The organism is Phenylobacterium sp. (assembly GCF_030679875.1).
Classification (GTDB): Bacteria; Pseudomonadota; Alphaproteobacteria; order Caulobacterales; family Caulobacteraceae; genus Phenylobacterium.
Window position 1 is genome coordinate 59,956 of sequence record NZ_JAUXSP010000011.1, and the last position, 24,880, is coordinate 84,835.

The 24,880-nt window shown below is 69.0% G+C and carries 21 protein-coding genes; 16 read left to right on the forward strand and 5 right to left on the reverse strand.

All coding sequences use genetic code 11. The annotated features are described in order from the left end of the window. Window positions 1-57 precede the first annotated feature (57 nt). The 3 genes from Q8K84_RS06845 to Q8K84_RS06855 are packed head-to-tail and all read left to right on the forward strand — an operon-like array spanning window position 58 to window position 5,815. Complete coding sequence (locus tag Q8K84_RS06845) at window positions 58-2,871, forward strand: pitrilysin family protein (protein WP_305281866.1); 2,814 nt, start codon at window positions 58-60, stop codon at window positions 2,869-2,871. Between the two features lie 54 nt (window positions 2,872-2,925). After that, window positions 2,926-4,173 (forward strand): NAD(P)/FAD-dependent oxidoreductase, encoded by a 1,248-nt coding sequence (locus Q8K84_RS06850; RefSeq protein WP_305281867.1) that lies wholly within the window; start codon window positions 2,926-2,928, stop codon window positions 4,171-4,173. A gap of 55 nt (window positions 4,174-4,228) precedes the next feature. Further along, a complete protein-coding gene (locus Q8K84_RS06855) occupies window positions 4,229-5,815 on the forward strand; it encodes an alkaline phosphatase (protein ID WP_305281868.1) in 1,587 nt (528 codons plus the stop codon). Here the strand turns inward: Q8K84_RS06855 and Q8K84_RS06860 are convergent. Together Q8K84_RS06860 and Q8K84_RS06865 are read right to left on the reverse strand one after the other, a co-directional pair. Further along, a complete protein-coding gene (locus tag Q8K84_RS06860; RefSeq protein WP_305281869.1) occupies window positions 5,812-7,143 on the reverse strand; it encodes an Hsp70 family protein in 1,332 nt (443 codons plus the stop codon). The two genes, Q8K84_RS06855 and Q8K84_RS06860, sit on opposite strands and share 4 nt — an antisense overlap. 180 nt (window positions 7,144-7,323) lie before the next feature. After that, window positions 7,324-9,612 carry an NADP-dependent malic enzyme gene (locus Q8K84_RS06865; RefSeq protein WP_305281870.1) on the reverse strand — a complete coding sequence of 763 codons (2,289 nt, stop codon included), beginning with the start codon at window positions 9,610-9,612 and terminating at the stop codon, window positions 7,324-7,326. Between the two features lie 297 nt (window positions 9,613-9,909). Between Q8K84_RS06865 and Q8K84_RS06870 the strand changes: the two genes are divergently transcribed. Both Q8K84_RS06870 and Q8K84_RS06875 read left to right on the forward strand, forming a co-directional pair. Next, on the forward strand, window positions 9,910-10,488 hold the full coding sequence (locus Q8K84_RS06870) for a hypothetical protein (RefSeq protein ID WP_305281871.1): 579 nt from the start codon (window positions 9,910-9,912) through the stop codon (window positions 10,486-10,488). Next, complete coding sequence (locus tag Q8K84_RS06875; RefSeq protein ID WP_305281872.1) at window positions 10,488-11,021, forward strand: hypothetical protein; 534 nt, start codon at window positions 10,488-10,490, stop codon at window positions 11,019-11,021. Before Q8K84_RS06870 ends, Q8K84_RS06875 begins: the two co-directional genes overlap by 1 nt. A gap of 125 nt (window positions 11,022-11,146) precedes the next feature. Here the strand turns inward: Q8K84_RS06875 and Q8K84_RS06880 are convergent, their stop codons facing one another. Both Q8K84_RS06880 and Q8K84_RS06885 read right to left on the reverse strand, forming a co-directional pair. After that, on the reverse strand, window positions 11,147-11,443 hold the full coding sequence (locus Q8K84_RS06880; RefSeq protein WP_305281873.1) for an addiction module antidote protein: 297 nt from the start codon (window positions 11,441-11,443) through the stop codon (window positions 11,147-11,149). A gap of 4 nt (window positions 11,444-11,447) precedes the next feature. Further along, window positions 11,448-11,744 (reverse strand): type II toxin-antitoxin system RelE/ParE family toxin, encoded by a 297-nt coding sequence (locus Q8K84_RS06885; protein ID WP_305281874.1) that lies wholly within the window; start codon window positions 11,742-11,744, stop codon window positions 11,448-11,450. A 170-nt stretch (window positions 11,745-11,914) separates the two neighbouring features. Here Q8K84_RS06885 and vapB point away from each other — a divergent pair, with 170 nt between their 5' ends. From vapB to Q8K84_RS06905, 4 genes are all read left to right on the forward strand, one after another. Continuing rightward, complete coding sequence (vapB, locus tag Q8K84_RS06890; protein ID WP_305281875.1) at window positions 11,915-12,145, forward strand: type II toxin-antitoxin system VapB family antitoxin; 231 nt, start codon at window positions 11,915-11,917, stop codon at window positions 12,143-12,145. A 44-nt stretch (window positions 12,146-12,189) separates the two neighbouring features. Continuing rightward, a complete protein-coding gene (locus Q8K84_RS06895) occupies window positions 12,190-12,417 on the forward strand; it encodes a hypothetical protein (protein WP_305281876.1) in 228 nt (75 codons plus the stop codon). Window positions 12,418-12,576: 159 nt separating this feature from the next. After that, window positions 12,577-13,371: a 4-hydroxy-tetrahydrodipicolinate reductase gene (dapB, locus tag Q8K84_RS06900; protein ID WP_305281877.1), complete on the forward strand. Its 795-nt coding sequence runs from the start codon at window positions 12,577-12,579 to the stop codon at window positions 13,369-13,371. Beyond that, complete coding sequence (locus tag Q8K84_RS06905; RefSeq protein ID WP_305281878.1) at window positions 13,368-14,816, forward strand: amidase family protein; 1,449 nt, start codon at window positions 13,368-13,370, stop codon at window positions 14,814-14,816. The genes dapB and Q8K84_RS06905 overlap by 4 nt, the downstream gene beginning before the upstream one ends. A gap of 7 nt (window positions 14,817-14,823) precedes the next feature. Here Q8K84_RS06905 and Q8K84_RS06910 read toward each other — a convergent pair whose 3' ends face one another. Further along, window positions 14,824-16,620, reverse strand: coding sequence for a glycoside hydrolase family 15 protein (locus Q8K84_RS06910; protein ID WP_305281879.1), 1,797 nt, complete (start codon window positions 16,618-16,620; stop codon window positions 14,824-14,826). 154 nt (window positions 16,621-16,774) lie between these two features. On the opposite strand from Q8K84_RS06910, the gene pyk reads away from it, so the two are divergent. The 7 genes from pyk (at window position 16,775) to rpsP (ending at window position 24,712) form a co-directional block, all read left to right on the forward strand. Continuing rightward, window positions 16,775-18,193: a pyruvate kinase gene (gene pyk / locus Q8K84_RS06915; RefSeq protein WP_305281880.1), complete on the forward strand. Its 1,419-nt coding sequence runs from the start codon at window positions 16,775-16,777 to the stop codon at window positions 18,191-18,193. Between the two features lie 57 nt (window positions 18,194-18,250). After that, window positions 18,251-18,934 (forward strand): 6-phosphogluconolactonase, encoded by a 684-nt coding sequence (pgl, locus tag Q8K84_RS06920; RefSeq protein ID WP_305281881.1) that lies wholly within the window; start codon window positions 18,251-18,253, stop codon window positions 18,932-18,934. A 10-nt stretch (window positions 18,935-18,944) separates the two neighbouring features. After that, entirely contained in the window at window positions 18,945-20,765 is a 1,821-nt protein-coding gene (gene edd / locus Q8K84_RS06925) for a phosphogluconate dehydratase (protein ID WP_305281882.1), read from the forward strand. Further along, on the forward strand, window positions 20,765-21,739 hold the full coding sequence (glk, locus tag Q8K84_RS06930) for a glucokinase (RefSeq protein ID WP_305281883.1): 975 nt from the start codon (window positions 20,765-20,767) through the stop codon (window positions 21,737-21,739). Before edd ends, glk begins: the two co-directional genes overlap by 1 nt. Continuing rightward, window positions 21,736-22,377 (forward strand): bifunctional 4-hydroxy-2-oxoglutarate aldolase/2-dehydro-3-deoxy-phosphogluconate aldolase, encoded by a 642-nt coding sequence (gene eda / locus Q8K84_RS06935; RefSeq protein WP_305281884.1) that lies wholly within the window; start codon window positions 21,736-21,738, stop codon window positions 22,375-22,377. The genes glk and eda overlap by 4 nt, the downstream gene beginning before the upstream one ends. 157 nt (window positions 22,378-22,534) lie before the next feature. Beyond that, entirely contained in the window at window positions 22,535-24,067 is a 1,533-nt protein-coding gene (ffh, locus tag Q8K84_RS06940; protein WP_305281885.1) for a signal recognition particle protein, read from the forward strand. 18 nt (window positions 24,068-24,085) lie between these two features. After that, window positions 24,086-24,712 carry a 30S ribosomal protein S16 gene (gene rpsP, locus Q8K84_RS06945; RefSeq protein WP_305281886.1) on the forward strand — a complete coding sequence of 209 codons (627 nt, stop codon included), beginning with the start codon at window positions 24,086-24,088 and terminating at the stop codon, window positions 24,710-24,712. Window positions 24,713-24,880: the final 168 nt, after the last annotated feature.

Sequence of the window (24,880 nt, forward strand, 5' to 3'; positions counted from 1 at the left end):
TTTCGCGGACCGCTCAGAATGCTATGGATTTGGCCTCGCCCTATCCCGGAGCCCGCCATGTTTCGCGCCTTCACCCGCATCGCCCTCGCCGCCGTCCTGCTGGCCGCGCCGCTGGCCGTCCAGGCCGCCGACATTCCGCCGATCGAGTATCGCGAGCGGGTGCTGGACAATGGCCTGCGGGTGCTGAGCGGGGTCGACGCGACCACCCCGAACGTGACGGTCCAGGTCTGGTACGGGGTCGGCTCCAAGGACGACCCTCTGGGCCGCTCGGGCTTCGCCCATCTCTTTGAACACATGATGTTCAAGGCCACCCGCAACATGCCGTCCGAGACCCTGGACCGCATGACCGAGGACGTCGGCGGCTTCAACAACGCCTCGACCTGGGACGACTTCACCAACTATTACGAAGTGGTCCCCGCCAATCACCTGGAACGCCTGCTCTGGGCCGAGGCCGAGCGGCTGGGCGCCCTGGTGGTGGACGCCGAGATCTTCAATTCCGAGCGGGATGTGGTGAAGGAGGAGCTGCGCCAGCGCATCCTGGCCGCCCCCTATGGCCGGTTGTTTGGCCTGATGATCCCCCAGGCGAGCTATCAGGAACATCCCTACAAGCGCCCCGGAATCGGCTCCATCGCCGAGCTGGACGCCGCCACCATCGACGATGTGCGCGCCTTCCACCGGGACTATTATCGCCCCGACAACGCCGTGCTGGTCGTGGTCGGCAACTTTCAGCCGGCCCAGCTCGACGCCTGGGTGGACAAGTATTTTGCGCCCCTGAAAACCCCCGAGGCGCCTCTCAAGCGGGTTGAAGCGGTTGAGCCGGCGCGCACCGGGCCGGGCGTCTATGACGGCTATGGCCCCAACGTCCCCCTGCCCGCCGTGGTCCTGACCTGGCTGGGCGCCCAGGCCTCCAGCCCGGACGCCCCGGCGCTGAAGGTGCTCGACGCCATCCTTTCAGGGGGCAAGTCCTCACGGCTCTACAATGGGCTGGTCTATGAGCAGCAGATCGCGGTGGAGGCCTTCTCCCAGGCCGATCTGCCGCAACAGCCCGGCCTGTTCGCCGTCGGCGCCATCCTGGCCAGCGGCCAGGAGGTGGACGCGGGCGAGACCGCCCTGCTGGCGGAGGTGGCCCGCCTGCGCGCCGCACCGCCGACGGCGGCCGAGTTGGATGAGGCCCGCAACGAATTGATCGCCAGCGCCCTGCGCGAGCGCGAGACCGTCGATGGTCGGGCCTTTGCGCTCGGCTATGCCTGGGCGACACAAGGCGACCCGGCCAAGGCCAATACCGAACTGGCTGACCTCGCCGCCGTCACCGGCGCCGACGTGCAGCGGGTGGCGCAGACTTACCTGGCCGAAGATCGCCGGATGACCATCCGCTACCGCCCCGAGAGCGCCCGCCCGGCGGGATCGGTCGCGGCTGAACCTGCTCCGCCGCCAGCCCAGGCGGTGGTGTTCGACGGCGAGATCGTCACCCTGGCGCCGGAAGCCGAGCGCCAGGCCCCGCCGCCGGTGGCGGCGCCCGTCGATCCGGTCCTGCCCACGCCATCTGAGACCATGCTGGACAACGGTCTGCGGGTGATTGTCGCGCGCTCCAGCGACCTGCCGCTGATCTCGGCCGCCCTGATCGTCCGGGCCGGCGCGGGCGCCGATCCGCAGGGTCAGGCCGGCGCCCTGTCCATGACCGCGACCATGCTTACCGAGGGCACCGCCACCCACACGGCGCCGGAGATCGCCCAGCAGATCGAAGCCTTGGGGGCCAGCCTGTCGTCCTCTGCGGGGCTGGAGTCGACCAGCGTCAGCCTCACGGTGATGTCCGACAAGGCCGCGCCAGCCTTCGCCATCCTGTCCGACGTGGTCCGCAACCCGGCCTTCGCCCCGGAGGAACTGGAGCGCCAGACCGCCCAGGCCCTGGACGGCATGGCGGTGGCCTATGAGGATCCCGGCCAGCTCTCGGCCATGGCCGTGGGCCCGGTGATCTTCGCCGGCACGGCCTTTGGCCATCCGGCCGACGGCACGCCAGCCTCCCTGCCCCGGCTGTCTTCGGAGGGGCTGAAGGCCCTGCACGACCGCCATTTCAGGCCCGACAACGCCGTACTGGTGCTCAGCGGGGACATTTCGCCGGAGGCCGGCCTCGCCCTGGCCCGGCAGGCGTTCGGCGACTGGGCGCGGCCCGCCACGCCCCTGCCGCCCCCACCGCAGGTGGCGCCCACCGCCCGCCGACAGGTGGTCGTGATCGATCTCCCAGGCGCCGGCCAGGCCGCCGTGCGCCTGGCCAAGCCGACCATCGCCCGCCGGGACGAGGCCTACTATCCGGCCATCGTCGCCAATTCGGTCCTCGGCGGCGGCTATTCGGCCCGGTTGAACCAGGAGATCCGCATCAAGCGAGGTCTCTCCTACGGGGCGGGCTCGGGCCTGACCGCGCGGCGGACCACCGGCGCCTTCCAGGCCCAGGCCCAGACCAAGAACGAGTCCGCGCCTGAGGTCATGGACCTGATCGCTGCTGAACTGACCCGGCTGGCGGCTGAACCCGTGACAGCCGAGGAGCTGACCGCCCGCAAGTCGGTGCTGATCGGCGCCTTTGGCCGGGCCCTGGGGACCGCGGGCGGGCTTGGCGGGGTGCTGGGGGAGCTGGCCCTGCAGGACATCCCCCTGGAGGAGATCAGCGCCTATACCGCCAAGGTGGAGGCGGTGAGCCCCGACCAGGTGCGGGCGTTCGCCGCCGAGCGGCTGTCGCCAGACGATGCTGCGGTGATCATCGCCGGGGACGCCGCACTGTTCATCGAGGACCTGACGGAAAAGGCGCCGGACGTGCGGCGGATACCAGCCAAGGCCCTGGACCTGGAGGCTGCGGATCTGGGCGTCCCGGGCGCCTGAGCCCATCGGAAGCCGGGGCTTGAACCTTGGCCTTAGAACCTGCCTAGATGACCTATGCAGGACGAGTTTGATGTAGTTGTGATCGGGGCCGGCGCCGCCGGTCTGGCCGCCGCGGCGCGCCTTTCCCGGGCGGCGCTTTCGGTGGTGGTTCTGGAGGGGCAGGGCCGCATCGGCGGCCGCGCCCATACGCTCGCCGCGCGCAGCGACCTGCCCCTGGACCTGGGCTGCGGCTGGCTGCACAGCGCTGACCGCAACCCGCTGGCCGCCCTGTTCAGCCGCGCGGGTATAGCGCTGGACCGTACGCCCCCGGCCTGGTCACGGCCGGAAACCAATCAGAATCTTAGTCCTGACGAACGGGTCGCCTTCACCGCGGCCATGCGGGACTTTGAGGCGGCCCTGGACCAGGCCGCCCGCAGCGGTCAGGAGAGCCGCGCCGTCGCCCATCTGCCGCCCAGCGCCGGGCGCTGGACCCCGATGCTGGAGGCGTTCAGCGCCTACTACAATGGCGCGCCCCTGTCGCAGGTCTCGGTGCAGGACTATGGGGCCTTCCAGGATACCGGCGTCGACTGGCGGGCCCTGGACGGCTACGGGGCGGCGATCTGCAGCCTGGCCCCCCGCGCATTGATCGTCCCGCACTGCGCGGTCCTGTCCATTGACCATGGGGGCCCGCGGCTGCGGCTGGAGACCGCGCGGGGCGCCATCACCGCCAAGGCCGCAGTCCTGACCGTGTCCAGCGCCCTGATCGCCCAGGAGGCTATCCGCATTCATCCCCGCCTGCCGGCCAAGGTGGACGCCGCCACGGGCCTGCCGCTCGGCCAGGCCGACAAGGTGTTCCTGCGCCCCTCCGCCCCGGAGGTCTTTCCCCGGGAGAGCCACCTCTGGGGCGCCACCGACAAGGCCGCCACCGGCAGCTATTATCTGCGCCCCCTCGGGCGGCCGGTGATCGAGTGCTATTTCGGCGGCGATCACGCCCGGGCCCTGTCTGCGGAAGGTCCCGGGGCGGCCACCGCCTTGGCCATCGACGAGTTGGTCGCCCATTACGGCGCTGATGTGCGCGGCCAACTGCAGCCCCTGGCCGAGACCCGCTGGGGCGACGATCCGTGGGCGCTGGGGGCCTATTCCCACGCCTTGCCGGGCTGCGCGGCGGCCAGGCGCGCCCTGGCCGAACCGGTGGACGGACGGTTGTTCTTCGCCGGCGAGGCCACCTCCAGCCGATCCTTCTCCACCGCCCATGGGGCCTGGGAGAGCGGCTTGCGGGCCGCCGACGAGGCCCTGGAGGCGCTCGGCCTGCGGGAGTCCTGACTCACAGGCGTCATGGAGAGCCGCTAGGATGGACGGCGTTCCTGGGGAGGCGCGCATGGACGACCACATCACTCGGGCCCTGAGCCTGTCGCGACGGCGGCTGATGGCCGCCGGGCTGGGCGCCTTCCTGGCCCCGGCGCTCGACCCCCGTCAGGCGCTCGCCCAGCCAGTGTTCGCCGACTATCCGTTCCAGCTGGGCGTGGCGGCGGGCGATCCGGCGCCCGACGGCTTCGTGATCTGGACGCGGCTCGCGCCCGACCCCCTGGCCATCGGCCACGGCATGCCCGCCCGTCCCGTGCCGGTCAGTTGGGAAGTGGCCGAGGACGAGACCTTCACCCGTATCGTCGCCAAGGGCGAGGCCGTCGCCCGGCCGGAACTGGCCCATGCCGTCCATGTGGAGGTGGGGGGCTTGTCGCCGGCGCGGACCTATCACTACCGCTTCACCTCCGGCGCTGAGCGCAGCCTGGCCGGGCGGGCCCGGACCACGCCTGTGGCCGGCGCGACGGTCGCCCGCGCCCGGTTCGGGGTGGTGGGCTGCCAGCACTATGAGCAGGGCCACTACACCGCCCATCGGCGCCTGGCGGAGGAGGACGAACTCGACTTCGTCTTCTGCTACGGGGACTACATCTATGAGGGCCGTTCGGCCCGGGTGTGGAACTCCGCGGCCGGCCCCCAGGCCAATCAGCGCCAGCATGTGGGCCAGGAGATCTACAGCCTGGACGACTACCGGCGGCGCTACGCCCAGTACAAGATGGACGCCGACCTGCAGGCCAGCCATGCGGCCGCGGCCTGGTTCGTCACCTGGGACGACCACGAGATCGACAACAACTGGGCCGCCGACCTCGACCAGGATGGAACCGACCCGGCCATCTTCCGCCTGCGCCAGCAGTCGGCCATGCAGGCCTATTACGAGCACATGCCGTTGCGACGCTCGGCCTTCCCGACGGGGGCCGCCATGCGGCTCTACCGGCGGGCCGACTATGGAAGCCTGTTGCGACTGAACCTGCTGGACACCCGCCAGTATCGCAGCGCCCAGCCCTGCGGCGGCCGCTGGGGGACCTGCAATGAACTGGAGCGCGCCGACGCTGAGGTCCTGGGGGCGGCGCAGGCGCGGTTCGTCTTCGACAGCCTGGCGACCTCGCCAGCCCAATGGAACGCCATCGCCCAGCAGGTGATGATGATGGATCTCGATCGCGATCCTGGCCCCGGCTACATGGCCAATCCCGACTCCTGGGGCGGCTATCGGACACCGCGCGCCCGCCTGCTGCGCCATCTCCGCGACCGGCGGGTGGCCAACCCCGTGGTGCTGACCGGGGACGAGCATCAGAACTATGCCGGCGAACTGCACCTGGACGGCCGCAATCCCGAGCCCCGGGCGATCGCCACGGAATTCGTCGCCACCTCCATCACTTCAGGGGGCGACGGGACCGACCAGTCGCCGCGGATGGCGCAGATCCAGGCGGCCAACCCGCAGCTGAAGTTCAACAATTCCCAGCGGGGCTACCTGCTGTGCGATGTCACGCCGGAGCGCTGGGAGACGGCCTTCCGGGTTATGGACAAGGTCAGCGCGCCCGGCGGCGCCATCAGCACCCGGGCGAAGCTGGCGGTCCCGGCCGGCGAGACGGCGATCGTCACGGCCTAGACGAGGCTCGCCCGCTCGCCCCAGCGGGCGAGGTCGGGTTCGTGGCCCATCAGGGCCAGGCCTGAGGCGATGGACTCCAGCTCCCCGCCGGTCTCGATCTTCCCGGCCGGGAAGCGGCGGGCGAAGATGGCGCGGACCGCCGGCACCAGAGACGAGCCGCCGGTGAGGAAGACCCGGTCGATCCCGTCCGGCGTCAGGCCGGCGTCCTTCAAGGCCTCGTCGACGGCGGCCTCGATCTTGCCGATCTCCGGGGCGATCCAGGCTTCGAAATCTCCCCGCCCCACCGATGCGACGATGGAGACCTCGCCGGCCTCGAAGGCGAAGGTCGCCTGATCCTGCGCCGACAGGGCCTCCTTCAGGCGCGAGACCGCCCGGTAGAGGGGATAGGCGTGGTTGTCGTCGAGGATCTCGATCAGCCGGGCGATCTTGGCGGGTTCCACAGCCTCGCGCTCAAGCTTGCGGATCTCGCGCATGTCCCGGGACGCCCGCAGGAGCGCCAGCTGGTCCCAGCGGGCGAAGGCCGAATAGTAGCGGTTGGGGATGGGCAGGGTCTTGCCGAAGGTCTTGTAACTCGACCCCTTGCCGAGGGCCGGCGAGACCAGCTGGTCGATGATGCGGTAGTCAAAGGCGTCCCCGGCCACGCCGACGCCCGAGCGGCCCAGGGGCTCGGCGCGGAAGGCACCTGAGCCGTCCTTCCTGAAGCGGATGATCGAGAAGTCGCTGGTGCCGCCGCCGAAGTCGCCCACCAGGACGGTGGCGTCGGCCTTGAGCGTGCGGGCGAAGAAGAAGGCGGCGCCGACCGGCTCATAGACATAGACGATCTCGGAAAACCCCAGACGGGCGAAGGCCGTCTCATAGCGCGAGAGCGCCAGGCGCGGATCAGGCGCAGCGCCGGCGAAGGTGACGGGGCGCCCGACAATGACCCGGGCGGGCAGGGCGGCCAGCGTCTCGCCCCCATGGTCGCGGAGCTTGAGCAGGAAGGCCGAGAGCAGATCCTCGAAGGCGTAACGGCGGCCGAGGATCTGAGTCTCGGTGAAGCTCGCAGAGGCGGCGAAGGTCTTGAAGGACTGGATAAAGCGGGTCTCCAGCGGGTCCTCCACATAGGCCTCGATGGCCCAGGGGCCGGCCTCCACCGTGCGCTCAGCGGGCTGTTCGGGGGGCGCATGGAAGGCGAGCGCCGAGCGGAAGGCGAAGACATCGCCCTCGGGCGCCGGGAACCGCGCGAGGCTGGCCGGCGCGCCAGGCGCAGCCAGGGCCAGCACCGTATTGGTGGTGCCGAAGTCGATCCCCAGGCTGAGGCCGGGCGGGGGCGTCGATGAGGCGCTCATGGCGCGGACTCCTTCGGGGGGCGGACGGGCCTGATGGGACCCGCAGGCTAGAGCGCCCGCTACCCCAGGCTCGTCATCCTGGGCCTTGTGCCCAGGATCCCTGTCTCGGTCCGCACCCGCCCCGACGAGGGACCCTCGGGACAGGCCCGAGGGTGACGGAAATGGGGTAGGCCAGAGACCTTAGCGCGGCGCCTCGGTCTGGCGCAGGTCGTAGGCGGCCAGGGTGGCCAGCTGCAGAATGCGGGTCACCGAGGAGGACAGGGGGGCGATCTGCACCGATTTTTCGAGGCCGAGCAGGATCGGGCCGACCAGCGTCGCGCCGCCAAAGGCCTGCACCAGCTGGGTGGAGATATAGGCCGAGTGGATGGCCGGCATGATCAGCACATTGGCCGGGCCGGTCAGGCGCATGAAGGGGAAGTTGCCGCGCCGTTCGGGCTCCAGGGCCAGGGACGGGGGCATCTCGCCCTCGTACTCGAAGTCGAGCTCCATATCGTCGAGCATGGCCACGGCCTCGCGCACCTTTTCGGAGCGGTCGCCCATGGGATTGCCGAAGGTGGAATAGGACATGAAGGCCAGGCGAGGGGTGTAGCCCAGCGCCTTGACGGCCTGGGCGGCCTCCAGGGCGATCTCCACCAGATCCTCGGCCTCTGGCATTTCGGTGACATTGCTGTCGGCGATGAACAGGGTGTGGCCCTTGCCCAGCAGGACCGACATGCCCATCACCCGGCCGGCCGGGGCCGGATCGATGACCCGGAGCACCTCGTCCAGCACCTGGTCATAGGACCGCGTCACCCCGGTCACCATGCCGTCGGCGTGGCCCAGGGCCACCATGCAGGCGGCGAACGTGTTGCGGTCCTGGTTCACCAGCCGCTGCACGTCGCGCATCAGATAGCCCTGACGCTGCAGGCGCTTGTAGAGATAGTCGGCGAATTCCGGATTGTGGTCCGAGGTCCGGGCGTTGACCACGCGCAGATTGGCGTCCGTCGGGTTTAGGCCCACAGAGCGCATGTTCTCGGCCACCAGCTCGTCCCGGCCGACCAGGATGGCTTCGCCGAGCCCTGCGGTCTGGAAGGCGTAGGCCGCGCGGATCACGCTGGGCTCCTCGCCCTCGGCGAACACGACGCGCTTCTTCGGTCCGGTCAGCACCGAGCCCTGCAGCTTCTGCAGGAAGGCCGCGGTGGGATCGAGCCGCTGGGCCAGCTGGGCGCGATAGGCGTCCATGTCCTCGATGGGCTTGCGCGCCACCCCGGTGTCCATGGCCGCCTGGGCCACGAACGGCGGGATGTAGGAGATCAGCCGGGGATCGAAGGGGCTGGGGATGATGTATTGCGGGCCGAACTTCAGCTGCACCCCGTGATAGGCCGCGGCCACCTCGTCGGGCACGTCCTCCTGGGCCAGGGCCGCCAGGGCCTGGGCGCAGGCGATCTTCATCTCCATGTTCACCCGGCGGGCCCGCACATCCAGGGCGCCGCGGAAGATGTAGGGGAAGCCCAGGACGTTGTTGACCTGGTTGGGATAGTCGCTGCGGCCGGTGGCCATGATCGCGTCCTTGCGGACCGCATGGACCTCTTCGGGGGTGATCTCCGGATCGGGATTGGCCATGGCGAAGATGATCGGATTGGGGGCCATGGAGGCCACCATCTCCGGGGTCACCGCGCCCTTGACCGACAGGCCCAGGAACACGTCGGCGCCGTCCAGGGCCTCGGCCAGGGTGCGCTTGTCGGTGTCGATGGCGTGGGCCGACTTCCACTGGTTCATGTTCTCGGGCCGGCCGCGATAGATGACGCCGGTATTGTCTACGGCGATGCAGTTTTCGGTCCGCACCCCCATGGCCTTCATCAGCTCCAGCGAGGCGATGCCCGCCGCGCCGGCGCCGCACAGCACAACCTTGACCTCGGCCAGGGACCGGCCGGTGATCTTGCAGGCGTTGAGCAGGCCCGCGCACGAAATGATCGCCGTGCCGTGCTGGTCGTCGTGGAACACCGGGATGTCGAGCAGCTCCTGCAGCTCGGTCTCGATGCGGAAGCATTCCGGGGACTTGATGTCCTCCAGATTGATGCCGCCATAGGTGATGCCGATGTTCTTGATCACCGTGATGATCTCGTCGGCGTCGGTGGCCGACACTTCCACATCGATGGAGTCCACATCGGCGAAGCGCTTGAAGAGGACGCTCTTGCCCTCCATCACCGGCTTGGACGCGAGCGCCCCCAGATTGCCTAAGCCCAGGATGGCCGTGCCATTGGAGATGACCGCCACCAGGTTGCCCTTGGAGGTGTAGTCATAGGCCTTGTCCGGATCCTCGGCGATCGCCAGCACCGGTACGGCCACGCCGGGGGAATAGGCCAGCGAGAGGTCCCGCTGCGTGGCCATCGGCTTGGTCGGCACAATGGCGATTTTCCCAGGGGTGGGCAGACGGTGGAAGCTCAGCGCCTCCTCGTCGGTGAAGGTGCGTTTCTCGGCGTCGCTCATGAGCGCGGACGGTCCTTGCAGACACTGGTGATGGAAGAGGGCCGCAACCTACATACCCCGCCCCCAAGCCACAACCGCAAGACTCCAGAGCCGGGGTAGGAATTGCGGGGGGTGGAGGCGGGCGGAGACCGATCACGGCTCGTAGCGGCGGTTAAGGGTATCCGTTTGCGTTAGCGCCATCCTCTCGCGCCGACGAGGCCATAGGGGCCCTATTCGGACCTCGCAAAGCCCGGCAACGCCTTCTCGGACTTACAACCTGAAAAATCCGTGGTTTATGACTGGCGGCGGAGGGTCAGGATGTTCGGCAGTAGAGATAAACAGTCGCCGGGTATGAAGATCGCGGCGACCTTCGAAATTCACGAGGTCAAGTGGTCCCTGACTGGCGAGTGGCTGACGCTTGCACTCTCCCAATTCGAGCAAACCTACAGCAGCCGCCACGACCGCACGGAGTGGGACTTTCCTACGGCGATAGGCGTCGTCCACTTCGAGCACAGCACAGACTTCGCTATCCCGGTTCAGCTAACCCTAGTGGAAAACGAGAGGCCAGAGAGGGGCAAGGTCGGCGCCGCCCACTACGACAGTCGGACTGGCTACGCTGGGGGCAACGAGATGGTCATCTTGAAGGTCGCCGTGAAGGACGCGAGCGGCAAGATCGCGAAGGCTCTGCAAGAGGCATTCGCATCGGCCGCGATCAGCCAAGAACGGTTCGTCCACGTTACGTTCAAACGGGAAAATTTGGATCCGACCGAGTTCATCCCCAAGCTGATTGAGAAGCGCTACGGCGCCTATCACGACCTGACCGAGGTCCAGATCAAACGACGGACCCATCTAGCCAAATCCCCGTCGTGGTCTTGGCTTTGGGGGCAAGAATACTGATGGCTTCGTTCACATTGATAACGCAGGGCGTGGACGTTGGTTATGGTGAGGACGGCTTTTTCGCGCGGGGAACAACCGACAATTTCAGTTGGAACGACCCAGGCGAGTACGTCCATGGCGAACACCTCCCGAGGCTCACAGGCGAAGTTGTCGAGTGGCGGATCGACAGCAACCCGATGAGCCAGTGGGACCAATACGCTTGTTTCCTCCCGCCGGAGGATAAGTCGAGCCGGGAGAACCTGTTGAAGGCGTTCTGGGCCGAGTACCACCAGCCGCTCGCGCGGCTTGAGCGGGGCCGCTATGTCGAGGACGGCGGGCCGCCGGTAGTGCTCCGCATCAGTCTGCTGCGAGACCCGAGCCTAGCAGTGTTCATTATGTCAGTCGCCATGGCGGAAAAGGAACTTCACATCTATAGCGGCGGCTGGAGCTTCCTGGATGAAGACAAGCTCGCCCCCGCCGTCAGCCATGCCGGCTGGACCGAGCGATTCGAGCCAGCTTTCTCAAGCGACATGCCGATCTTAAGGCTCAGATGAGGACGATCTGCCTGGGCGACGACTGGCAGACGGCGACTCAATTCAAAATCAAGAAGCAGCCAGCTTTAGATCGAAGGCTCCCGAATGCGGGCTATCGCATCGACTTCAGGAGGGGCCGAACCCGATCAAGCGCCCTCCGCCACCCGCTCCGGGTGCAGACGGAAGCCCAGGGCGCTGGCCACCTTCAGGACCGTGCTGAACTCCGGGTGGCCTTCGGCGCTGAGCGCCTTGTAGAGGGCCTGACGGGAGAGGCCGGTCTCTTCGGCCAGTTGCGACATCCCCTTGGCGCGGGCGACGATCCCCAGGGCGTGGGTGATGAAGGATGGGTCGCCGGATTCGAAGGCGTCCTCCAGGAAGGCTTCAATCGCCTCGGGCGTGTCCAGCACTGCGGCCGCATCAAAGCGGCTGGTCTTCGGAGGCATCCGCTCACATCTCCAGTTCACGCGCCATGGCCTTGGCCCACCTGATATCCCGATGCTGCGATGACTTCTCGCCGCCGCAGAGCATGACCACGAGGACCTCGCCACGCTGCACAAGGTAGGCCCGATAGCCCGGACCGTAGTGAATTCGCAGTTCGGAGACGCCTTCGCCGACAGGCTCTGCATCGCCGAAGTTCCCGAGTTCGAGCCGCGCAAGGCGAGCGGCGATCTTGGCCGCGGCCCGGCGATCCCGCAGCGTCTCAAGCCAAGCCCTGAACGTCTCGGTCTGGCGCACCTCGATCATATGTAAACTATGAGCGACAAACCGGTGGCATTGTCAACCTAATGTCCCCTGTGGGCGACAGAGTGGGGGTGATGCGGACAAGCCCCGAAGAGACCATTCGAACCTTTCAAGGCCGCGTGACTCGCCCCCAGCCTTGCTCTGGACGCATGGAACAGGTTTTCTGATCCCAGATGACCCGCACGACCCTTTTCCAATCCAACGGCGCCCAGGCCGTCCGCCTTCCCAGGGACACAGCCTTTTCCGACAGCGTTCGCGAGGTGGAGGTTGTTCGGGGCGGGACGCGGCGGGTGATCGTGCCTGTGGATGCGTCCTGGAACGATCTCTTTGAAGGCCCTGGCGGCGACCTGGGCGAACGAGATCAGCCGGAGCCGCAGACGCGAGAGTGGTTCGAACTCCCATGATGCCATGGGCCGCCATGCAACCCGCCAGGCGCTATCGTTAGAGAATGTTCCAGGGTGTCGTGATGCTCCGAGGCCAGCCCTTCTTCATCAACGCAGCTGTGTTTTTGCTGGCCGTCGCGGCAACTCGAGTCGCGGTGGCTGCGGTTTTTGATGGCGGGGTATCGCTGGCCGCCATTCGCGAAGTCGGCGAGCTGATTGGTTGGATGTATCTGATCGTCTGCGCTGGCTTCTACGCTCTGAAGCTGTTCCTGTGGCTATACTTCCGGGCCTGAGCGCGCGGCAATCCGATGGCGGCTGACGACCATCGCGGGCGCGGCAGGAGCAGGGCGCCAAAGCCTGAGGACTGACTCCCCCCACCTCCGCCCTTGACCCCACCGGCCCAGGGGCGACATTCGCTGCCTTGCGCCGCGTAAGCCCTGGAGAGACCGTTCTTGACCGCACCTGTTCGTTTTGCTGTCGCTGGCGCGCTTGGCCGTATGGGCCAGGCGGTGGTGTCTGTGCTGGAGGGGCGCGCTGATGCGGGCGTGTTCGCCTGTTTTGACCGGCCCGGCGCGGAAGATCCGCGGCTGGTGGATCAGGCCAGCGCCCTGGCGGCGGCCCATGTGGTGGTGGACTTTTCCACGCCCAAGGCGTCCTGCGAGCTGGCCCAGGTGTGCGCGGCCCGGGGGGACATTGCGCTCGTCATCGGCTCCACCGGCTTTGACGCGGACCAGATCGCGGTGATCGACGCGGCGGCCAAGGCCATCCCGATCGTGCGGGCCGGCAATTTCTCGCTCGGCGTCAACATGCTGCTGGGTCTGGTGGAGCAGGCGGCCCGGGCGCTGGCGGCGTCCGACTATGACATCGAGGTCTTCGAGGCCCATCACCGGCGCAAGGTCGATGCGCCGTCCGGCACCGCCCTGATGCTGGCGCAGGCCGCCGCTGAAGGGCGCGATGTGGCGCTGGCCACCGTGGCCCGGGCGGCCCGGGACGGGATCACCGGCGCCCGGCCCGTGGGCGAGATCGGCTATTCGGTGATGCGCGGCGGCGGCGTCATCGGCGAGCATTCGGTGGTCTTCGCCGCAGAGGACGAGATCCTGACCCTGTCGCATTCGGCGCGGGATCGCAGCCTGTTCGCCCGGGGCGCGGTGGAGGCGGGCCTGTGGGCCGTGCGCCAGCCGCCGGGCGCCTATGACATGCAGGACGTGCTGGGCCTCAAGGGATCGAACAGGAAGGCCCGGGCATGAGCGATCTGGACCTGCTGAGCCTCGACGCCTCGGGCCAGATCGGCCTGCTGGCCTCGGGCCGGGTCACCGCCGTGGAGCTTCTGAAGCTGACGCTCGCCCGTCACGAACAGACCCACCGCCGGCTGAACGCCGTGGTCACCGCCGATCTGGAGCGGGCCCTGGAGCGGGCCAAGGCCATTGACGACATCCGCGCCCGGGGTGGAGCGCTGGGACCGCTGGCCGGCCTGCCCATGACCATCAAGGACACGCTGGACGTCAGCGGCATGCCGGCCTCGGCCGGGCTTGAGGCCTATCGCCGCCGTCAGGCGGAGGACGCCACCGTGGTCGCCCTGGCCCGGCGGGCGGGCGCGGTGATCTGGGGCAAGACCAATGTGCCGGTGATGGCCGGGGACTGGCAGAGCTTCAATGGCCTCTACGGGACCAGCAACAATCCCTGGGACGTGAGCCGCACGCCGGGCGGCTCCTCAGGCGGGGCGGCCGCAGCCCTGGCGGCGGGCGTGACGGCCCTGGAAATTGGCTCGGACATCGGCGGGTCGCTCCGCGTGCCGGCCCATTTCTGCGGGGTCTTTTCGCACAAGCCCACCTGGGCGCTGACCCCCCAGCATGGCCATGTGCCGCCCAAGCCGGGGTCCTGGCAGGAGCCGGACCTGAACGTGATCGGCCCCATGGCCCGCTCGGCCCGGGACCTGCGGCTCCTGCTGTCGGTGATCGCTGATGGCGGGGTCTCGCCCAAGGCGCCCCCGGCCGACCTGACCAAGGCGCGCATCGGGCTCTGGCTGGAGGCGCCGGGCCTGCCGATTGACCCGCAGGTCAAGGCGGTGCTGGAGGCCTACGGCGTGGAGCTGGCCGCCGCTGGCGCCCAGGTCGAGGTGATCTCCCCGCCGGTGGATGTGGAGACCCTGCTGGAATCCTACCTGCTGCTGCTGGGCTCGATCATCGGCGCCGATATGCCCAACAGCCAGGTGCGCAAGATGGAGCTGATGCGCCCGGCCGCCCGCATCGCCCGGGCCCGCGGGGCCGGGCCCTTTTCCTGGGCCGGGACGGTGATGGCCTATACCGCCCGCCACCGGGACTGGCTGGCGGCCGACGCCATTCGCGCCCGCCTGCGTCGGGAGATGGAGGCCGCGTTCGAAGGCTATGACGCTATATTGGCGCCGGTGGCCCCGGGCACGGCCTTCCCCCACAGCCAGGGGTCGTTCGCCTCGCGGCGGCTGAAATTCTCCGACGGGGAGGGCGCGCCCTACATCACCATGCTGGGCTGGATCGCCCTGGCGACGGCCTGCCTGCTGCCGGCCACCACCCTGCCGGCCGGGATCGCCGCCGATGGCCTGCCTGTGGGCGCCCAGCTGATCGGGGCCCACGGCAGCGACGCACGGCTGTTGTCGCTGGCCCAGGCGATCGACGAGAATGTGCGGGGCTTCAAAGCCCCGCCCGCAGCCGCCTGAGGCGCGTTCAGCGCACCGCCGCCCAGGGCTTGGAGAGCAGGGCCGCGCAGTTGATCAGGCCGACCAGGGAATAGGTCTGGGGATAGTTGCCCCACAGCTCGTCCCCGTCGAAGGAGATGTCCTCCGACAACAGGCCCGCGGCCGTGCGCCTGGTCAGCATCTCCTCGAACAGCTCCCGGGCCTCGGCGCTGCGGCCCGACAGGTGCAGGGCCTCGATGAGCCAGAAGGTGCAGATGTTGAAGGCGGTCTTGGGCTCCCCGAAATCGTCGGGGACGGCGTAGCGCAGCATGTAGGGGCCCCGTCGCAGGCCCTTCTCCACGGCTTCGATGGTGGCGGCCATCTTCGGGTCGCTGGCCGGGGTGAAGCGCACGTCCACCAACTGCAACAGGCTGGCGTCCAGCTCGTCCCCGTCGAAGGTGGCGGCGTAGCGGCCGAGCTCTTCGTTGTAGGCCCGGTCCTCAATGACGGCGCGCATCTCATCAGCCCGGGCGTTCCACAGAGCGGCGCGCTCCAGCAGGCCCAGCTGCACCGCCGCATTGCCCAGGCGGTCGCAGGCCGCCCAGCACATCACCGCCGAATAGGTATGGATCGCCTCGCGGCCGCGGAATTCCCACAGGCTGGCGTCCGGGGTGGCGTAGACCTCATAGGCCCGCTCGCCCACAGGCTCGAGCGCGCGGAAATCCTCCACCGTGGCCTGCCGCAGCAGGCGCTCGTCGAAGAAGGCCTGCACCGTCGACAGGATGATCTGGCCATAGACGTCGTGTTGCAGGTGTTCGTGGGCCTGATTGCCGATGCGCACCGGCCCCATGCCGCGATAGCCGGGCAGGGCGGTGGCGATCTTCTCGGTCAGCCCCGGCTCCAGGCCCACCCCATAGACCGGCTGCACATGGCCGCCGCCGGCCTCGGCCACCAGGTTGCGCAGATAGGAGAGATAGTTCTCCAGCATGTCGGCGGCGCCCAGCCGCGTCAGGGCCTGGACCACATAATAGGCGTCCCGCAGCCAGCAGTAGCGATAGTCCCAGTTGCGCCCGGACTCCGCATGTTCGGGGATCGAGGTGGTCAGCGCCGCGACAATGGCGCCGGTTTCCTCATAGGCGCAGAGCTTCAGCGTGATGGCCGAGCGGATCACCGCCCCCTGCCATTCCAGGGGCACAGACAGGGTCCGCACCCATTCGCGCCAGTAGTGGGTGGTCTCGGTCAGCATCCGGGTGGTGGTGGCCATGACGTCGGCGTCGAAGCCCTCATCGGGGCCGAGGAACATGGCGATGGGCTCCTCCAGGCGGAACAGCCGCTCCTCGGTGATGTGGCTCACCGGCGCATTGGTGGTCAGCCGCATGGTGGTCGGGCCGCCCACATAGCGGATGTGGTTGGAGCCGGTGGTCTGGCGGGCGGGCGCCTGGCCCCAATTGACGCTGGGCCGCATGCGGATGCGGATGCGCGGGGCGCCGGAGATCGGCCGGATCAACCGGATCATGGCCATGGGACGATAGATCCGCCCGAACTGGCGGTAGCGCGGGGCGAAGTCGAGGATCTCCAGGCTTTCCCCATCCTTGTTGGTCAGTTCGGTCCGCACGATCGGGGTGTTGCGCAGATAGCCCTGGCGGGTCTGGGCCAGCCCCTCGGCCTGGATGTCCCAGACGCCCTGGACATCGGCGGCCGCCGGGTCGCGGTCGCTGAGCAGGGCTGAAAACATCGGGTCGCCGTCCACCCGGGGCACGCAGGCCCAGACAAAGCGGCCATGGCGGTCGATCAGCGCGCTGGCAGAGCAGTTGCCGATGGGAAACAGGTCCAGAGTCTGGATCACAGGGCCAAGGCCTCGCTGGTGTTGTGTCGCATGTCCCTGCGTCCTTTTTCTCGACGGCGCGGGGGCGCCGTTTGCTAAGCTGTGATCCTGGCCGCGCCAAGCGACTCGCCGCCATCTTGGCCCCGTGCGGGGTCCACCGCCAAACGGGGAACCCATGATTCGAGCCCGCCGCGCCCGTATCGTCGCCACCTTGGGCCCTGCAAGCCGCAGCCCTGAGCAGGTGGAGGCGCTGGCGCGGGCCGGCGCCGACGTCTTCCGCGTCAACTTCAGTCACGGAACCCACGAGGACCACGCCCAGGCCATCGCCACCGTGCGCGGCGCCGAGGCCACCGTGGGTCGCCCCCTGGCCGTGCTGGCCGACCTGCAGGGCCCCAAGCTGCGGTTGGGCAAGTTCGCCGACGGGCCGGTGTCGATCCGCCCGGGCCAGGCCTTCCGCCTGGATCTTGACCCGGCGCTGGGCGACGCCACCCGGGTCTGTGCGCCACACCCGGAGATCCTGGCGGCGGTGAAGGTCGGCGCCGACATCCTGATCGATGACGGTCGGGTGCGCCTGCGGGTGGTCCGCCACGGCAAGGATTTCGCCGAAACTGAAGTGGTGGTCGGCGAGACCCTGTCCAACCACAAGGGCCTGAACCTGCCGGGCCATCCGATCCCCATTCCGGCCCTGACGCCCAAGGACCGCAAGGACCTGGCCTTCGCCCTGGACCAGGGGGTCGACTGGGTGGCGTTGTCCTTCGTCCAGCGGGCCGCCGACATGGCCGAGTTGCGCCAACTGGTCCAGGGCCGGGCCGCGGTCCTGGCCAAGATCGAAAAACCGGCCGCCCTCGACGCCCTCGACGAGATTCTCGACCTCTGCGACGGGGTGATGGTGGCCCGGGGCGACTTGGGGGTGGAGCTGGCGCCGGAGGATGTGCCGGTGGTCCAGAAGGCCCTGATCCGCGCCTGCCGCACCCGGGGCATTCCGGTGATCGTGGCGACCCAGATGCTGGAATCCATGACCACGGCGCCGACGCCCACAAGGGCCGAGGCCTCCGACGTGGCCGGGGCGGTCTATGAGGGCGCCGACGCCCTGATGCTGTCGGCCGAGACCGCGGCTGGGGACTTCCCCCTGGAAGCGGTGTCGATCATGGACCGCATCATCTGCCGGGTGGAGCGTGATCCCCGCTGGCCCGAGCTGATGGCGGCGGAATATCCCATTGAGGACGCCGAAGCCGACGCCCTGGTGGCCGCCGCCGGCCGCGCGGCCCAGGGGCCCTCCATCGTCTGCCTGGCCAGCTTCACCACCACCGGCCAGACGGCCCTGCGCCTGGCGAGGGAGCGTCCGCTGCAGCCGGCGTTGGCGCTGACCCCCCATGTGGGAGTCGCCCGGCGCCTGGCCCTGACCTGGGGGGTGGAGGCCCGGGTGGTGCCCCAGCCGGCCGATTCTGAGTCCCTGGCCAAGATCGCCACTGAGATCGCCCGGGACCTGGGTCTGGCGGCGCCGGGGCGTCGCATCCTGATCCTGGCCGGCCTGCCCATGGGCTCGCCCGGCGCGGCCAACATCCTGCGTCTGGCCCACGTTCCGCGACGATAGGCGGTTTCTCCGCCCGCTTGGGGCTGCAAGGCCGCGGCCGAGGGACTAGAAGGGGGCATGATCGAGATCTTCGGGACCCCTGAAGCTCTGGCCGACGCCGCGGCTGGCGCCGTCGTCGAGGCCTTGTCCGACGCCATCGCCGCCGGCGAGCGGGGACGGCTGGTGGTCACCGGCGGGCGCTCGCCTGGGCTCATCTATGACCGGCTGAGCCAGAGGTCTCTGGCGTGGGGCGAGGTGGATATCACCCTGTCCGATGAGCGGTTCGTGGCCCTGGACCACCCGGCCTCCAACCAGGGCCTCGTGGCTTCGCGGTTGCTGACAGGCCAGGCCAGCGCCGCCCGTTTCGTCCCCCTGATGCGGGAGGCGCCCAGCGCGGCGGCCGCCGCCGATCTGGCCGAGGCCGAGGTGGCGGCCCTGGCCCCCTTCGACATCACCCTGCTGGGGATGGGCCCCGACGGCCATGTGGCCTCGCTGATCCCGGGCGCCCGCGGGCTCGCCGCCGCCATGGCTGCGGATGGAACGCGGTTCTGCCAGGGCTTTGATCAGGCGATCGGCGACCCGCCCCTGCCGCGGATCACCCTGACGCTGGCGGCGTTGTTACAATCCCAGGCCATTCTCATCCTGATCGCCGGCGCGGAAAAACGGCAGGTCGTCATGCGGGCGCTCGAGGGCGCCGATCTGCCGGTCGCCGCGCTCTTGACCCAGAGCCGCGTCCCGGTGCGGGTTCTCTGGACCCCCTGAAGGAGCCGCCATGCCCATCCATCCGGTCGTCGCCGAGGTCACCGACAGGATCATCGCGCGCAGCAGGGAGAGCCGAAGCGCCTATCTGGCTCAGATCGCCGCCGCCCAGCGTTCAGGCCCCGGGCGGGCCAAGCTGTCCTGCGCCAACTTCGCCCACGCCTTCGCCGCCCTGCCGGAGGACGGCAAGGCGAAGATGCGCAATCCCACGGCGCCCAACCTCGGGATCGTGACGGCCTATAACGACATGCTCTCAGCCCATCAGCCCTATGAGCGGTTTCCCGACGTGATCCGCGCCGCGGCTGAGGCGGTGGGCGCCACCGCCCAGGTGGCTGGCGGGGTGCCGGCCATGTGCGATGGGGTGACGCAGGGCCGCCCAGGCATGGAGCTGTCGCTGTTCTCCCGGGACGTGATCGCCATGTCGACGGGCATTGCGCTCTCCCACGACGCCTTCGACGCCGCCCTGATGCTGGGGATCTGCGACAAGATCGTGCCGGGCCTGACCATTGGGGCCCTGGCGTTCGGCCACCTGCCGGTGATCTTCGTACCGGGCGGGCCGATGACCTCGGGGCTGTCCAACGCCGAGAAGGCCCGGGTGCGCGGCCTCTATGCGGAGGGCAAGGTCAGCCGCGAGGAACTGCTGGACGCCGAGATGAAGTCCTATCACGGGCCGGGCACCTGCACCTTCTATGGCACGGCCAACACCAACCAGATGATGATGGAGATGACCGGCCTGCACCTGCCGGGCGCGGCCTTCGTCCATCCCAACACCCCCCTTCGGGAGGCCCTGACGACGGCGGCGGCCCAGCGGGCGGTGCAGATCATCGCCGGGGCTGAGGCCTATACGCCGATGGCCCAGGTGGTCGATGAGAAGGCGATGGTCAATGCGATCGTCGGCCTGATGGCGACGGGCGGCTCCACCAATCACACCCTGCACATGGTGGCCATCGCCCGGGCGGCCGGCATCATCCTGACCTGGGCCGATTTCGATGACCTGTCGCGGGTCACGCCGCTGATCGTCAAGGTCTATCCCAATGGATCGGAGGACGTGAACGCCTTCCAGGCGGCCGGCGGCATGGCCTTTGTCATCCGCCAACTGCTGGACGCGGGCCTGGCCCACGACGACGTGGTGACGGTGGCCGGCGGCGGCCTGCGGGCCTATCAGCGAGAGCCATTCCTGGAGGACGGCGCCCTGGTCTGGCGGGACGGGCCGGCGGAGTCCCTCAATCTCGACATCCTGCGGCCCGTCAATGATCCCTTCCAGCCGGAGGGGGGCTTGCGCCTGATGGCCGGCGGGCTTGGCCGGGCGGTGATGAAGACGTCCGCGGTCAAGGCCGAGCATCTGGTGATCGAGGCGCCGGCCCGGGTGTTCGACGACCAGGATGAGCTGCTGGCGGCCTTCCGTCGCGGGGAGCTCACGGAGGACTTCGTCGCCGTGGTCCGCTTCCAGGGGCCCAAGGCCAATGGCATGCCCGAACTGCACAGCCTGACCCCCACCCTGGTCCTGCTCCTTGACCGCGGATTGAAGGTGGCGCTCGTCACCGACGGGCGAATGTCCGGCGCTTCAGGCAAGGCGCCGGCGGCCATCCATGTGACGCCGGAGGCGGCCGATGGGGGCGTATTGGCCAAGGTTCAGGACGGCGACATGATACGGGTGGACGCCGTACAGGGGCGGTTGGAGATCCAGGTCGACGCCGCCACCCTGGCCGCCCGGCCGGCGGCCACGCCGCCTGACCATGGTCGCGGTTTTGGCCGAGAGCTGTTCGGCTGGATGCGTCGCGCGGCCGGTCCGGCCGAGGCGGGCGGATCGGTGTTGTTTGAAGAGGTGGCCTGATGGTCATGATCTATGCCGGCCTGGTGGGGGATGTGGGGGGCACCAACGCCCGGTTCGCCCTGGTGGATGGCGAGGGCCACCTGCGCCACACCAAGACCTATGTCTGCGCCGATTTCGCCGCCCTGGACGAGATTATCCAGACCTATCTGACCGAGACGGCCGGCAAGAAACGGCCGGCCAAGGCGGTCATCGCCGTGGCTGGCCCGGTGGTCGATGGCGAGATCGAATTCACCAACCTCGACTGGCAGGTTTCAGAGACCGACCTGATCGCCGCCTTCGGCTTCGACGCGATCAAGCTGGTCAACGATTTCGCTGGCCAGGCCATGGCCGCCCCGGTGCTGGACCCCGCTGACCTGCGCAGGATCGGACCCGACCTGCGCGGCGCCTCGACCTGCCCGATCGTGGTTCTCGGGCCCGGCACAGGCTTCGGCGTCGCCGCGGTGGCCAGGTCGCAGCATGTGGACATCGCCGTGGCCACCGAGGCGGGCCATGCGGGCTTCGCCCCTCACGACGAGGTGGAGGTCGAAGTCTGGAAGCGCCTGCAGGGGCGCTATGGGAGGGTCTCAGTGGAGCGGGTCCTGTCGGGTCAGGGGCTGTTTGAACTCTACCTCGCCCTCGAATTCATGGCCGGTCGAGACCCGACCCTGGCCGATGAGCGGGCGGTGATGGAGGCCGCCTCAGGCGGCGACGTGGCCGCGGGCGAGGTTCTGGACCGGTTCTGCGCCATATTGGGCGGCGTGGCCGGGGACCTGGCCCTGACCTTCGGGGCTCGCGGGGGTGTCTATGTCGGCGGCGGTATCGCCCCGCGCATGGCCGAGCGGCTTCTGTCGGGGGGCTTCCGCGCCCGCTTCGAGGCCAAGGGGCGGCTCGCCCCCTATGTCCGGGACATTCCCACCTTTCTCATCACCCACCCGTTCCCGGCCCTGGTGGGCTGCGCCCGGGAGCTGGCCCAACTGGAAGGCGTGCGCCTGTGACCCTGGACGACATCATGGCCCTGGCCCCGGTGGTGCCGGTGCTGATCATTGAAGACGTCGCCGACGCCGTCCCCCTGGCCCGGGCCTTGACCCGCGGGGGCCTGCGCGCCCTTGAGGTCACGCTGCGGACGCCTGCGGCGCTGGAGGCCATCGCCGCCATCGCCGGCGAGGTGGAGGACGCCGTGGTCGGGGCTGGCACCGTCACCTCGGCCACCGCCCGCCAGGCCGCCGCCCGGGCCGGCGCGCGCTTCGCCGTCAGCCCAGGCCTGATCCCAGGCGAGGGCCTGGAGGGGCCCATCCCCCTGTTGCCGGGGGTGGCCACGGCGACGGAGCTGATGGCCGGACTGGAGCGCGGCTTCACCGCGTTCAAGCTGTTTCCGGCCAGCGTGGTCGGCGGCGTGCCCCTGTTGCGGGCCCTGTCCAGCCCCTTCCCCCAGGCGGTCTTCTGCCCCACCGGCGGGATCGACGCGGCCAAGGCGGCCGACTATCTGAACGAGCCCAATGTCGCCTGTATCGGCGGCTCCTGGGTGGCCCCGAAGGCCGCCGTGGCGGCGCGCGACTGGGACACGATCACCGAGCTCGCCGCCGCCGCCGCCGCCCTGCCCAGGCGCCGCGCGCCGCCCCCGATCTTGACCTAAAGCATCCACAGGCGCATAAGCGCGCCCTTCCGGCGCAACCTCGGTCAGCGCCCTCCCCCGCCACGACCCCCATCACCATATGGGACGAGGGCGGCGAGGCCCCCCGTCGACGTGATCGTCCACGGGGGTTGATCGCGTTTGGGCTATAGGAGTTTGAATGTTCGACGCACTTTCTGAACGGCTTTCCGGGGTATTCGACCGTCTGTCGGGTCTCGGCGTGCTGTCTGAAAAGCACATCGATGAAGCCCTGCGCGAAGTCCGCATCGCCCTGCTGGAGGCCGATGTGGCCCTGCCGGTGGTGCGCGATTTTATCGCCAAGGCCAAGGAACGCGCCTCCGGCGAAGAGGTCCTGCGCTCGGTCCGTCCCACCGACCAGGTGATCAAGATCACCTATGACGGCTTGGTGGAGATGCTGGGCGGCGAGGAGGTCGAAGGCCTCAATCTCTCGCTCAATCCTCCGACCGTCATGATGATGGCCGGCCTGCAGGGCTCGGGGAAGACCACCACCGCGGGCCGCCTGGCCCTGCGCCTTTCCCGCGAGCGCAAGAAGGTCCTGCTGGCCTCACTCGACACCCGCCGGCCCGCGGCCATGGAGCAGTTGGCCACGCTGGCGGTCCAGGCCGGCGTCGACAGCCTGCCCATCGTGGCCGGCCAGTCGGCCCCCGACATCGCCCGCCGCGCGCTGTCTGCGGCCAAGCTCCAGGGCTATGACGTCCTGATCCTCGATACCGCCGGCCGCACGACCCTGGACGAAGCGATGATGGCCGAGGCGGCCGAGATCGCCAAGATCACCAACCCGTCCGAGACCCTGTTGGTGGCCGATGCGCTCACCGGCCAGGACGCGGTGCGCACCGCCACAGCCTTCCACGAGCGCCTGCCGCTGACCGGCCTGGTGCTGACCCGTTCGGACGGCGATGGCCGCGGGGGCGCGGCGTTGTCCATGCGGGCGGTCACCGGCCTGCCGATCAAGTTCCTGGGCGTGTCGGAAAAGATCGACGGCCTGGACGTCTTCGACGCCCGCCGGGTGGCTGGCCGGATCCTCGGCCAGGGCGACGTGGTCGCCCTGGTGGAGAAGGCCGCGCAGGACTTCGACCAGGCCAAGGCCGAGGTCATGGCCAAGAAGCTGGCCAAGGGCCAGTTCGATCTGGACATGATGGCCGACCAGTTCGCCCAGATGAAGAAGATGGGTGGCATGGAGGGGCTGATGGGCTTCCTGCCCGGCGTCCAGAAGATGAAGAAGCAGATGGCCGAGGCCAATGTTTCGGACAAGACCCTGGACCGTCAGGCCGCGATCATCTCGTCCATGACCAAGGTCGAGCGCAAGAAGCCCGACATTCTGCAAGCCTCGCGCAAGCGCCGGATCGCCAAGGGCGCCGGCGTCGAGGTGTCCGAGGTCAACCGGCTGCTGAAACAGCACCGCCAGATGGCCGACGCCTTCAAGATGATGAGCCGTGACGGCGGCAAGGGCTTCGCCAAGATGGCGGGCATGCTGACCGGCGGCGGCGCGGGTGGCGCGGACATGGCCCGGATGAAGGCCATGGGCGGCGGCAAGGCGCCCTCTCCGCAAGAGATCGAGGAGGCCAAGGCCCGCCTCGCGGGTCTTGGCGGCCCTGGTCTCGGCGGTCTCCCCAAACTCCCAGGCCTGGGCGGCGGTCTGCCCCCGGGCGTGAACCCCTTCAAGAAATCCTAGAGCTCACAAGGAACATCCATGCTCAAGATTCGTCTGTCCCGTGGCGGCGCCAAGAAGCGCCCCTACTACTCCATCGTCGTCGCCGACAGCCGCGCGCCCCGCGATGGCCGCTTCATCGAGAAGGTCGGCGCCTATAATCCGCTGCTCAAGAAGGAAGACCCCAACCGGGTCGTTCTGAAGATCGAGCGCATCGAAGAGTGGGTCAAGAAGGGCGCCCAGCCCACCGACCGCGTCGCCCGTTTCCTGTCTCAGCAGGGCCTGGTGAAGTGGGAGCACGGCAACAACCCGCAGAAGGCCGAGCCGGGCCGCAAGGCCAAGGAGCGGGCTGAAGAGCGCGCCCAGCGCGAGACCGACCGCGCCGCCGCCGCCGCCGAACTGGCCGCCAACCCGCCGGCCCCGGAACCCGAGCCTGAAGTCGAGGCTCCGGTCGCCGAGGCGCCCGCCGAGGAAGCCGCTCCGGTCGAAGCCGCCGCTGAAGAAGCCGCGCCTGAGGCTGCCGCCGAAGAAGCGCCCGCCGAAGAAGCTCCGGCTGCCGAAGCTGCTCCGGAAGCCGCTGCTGAAGAGGCCCCGGCCGCTGAAGCCGCCGCGCCGGAAGCCGCTGCCGAAGAAGCCCCGGCCGCCGCTGAAGAGCCGGCCGAAGGCTAACCCACAAGCCGTCATCCTCGGGCTTGTCCCGAGGATCCCTTGTTCAGCCGCACGTGCAGCTATCCAGCTTGATGCGTTCGGAACACGTTCAGAGGGGTCCTGGGCACAAGGCCCAGGATGACGATCCATGGGAGGGCGAACATGAGCCATGACCGCCTCATCGCTGTC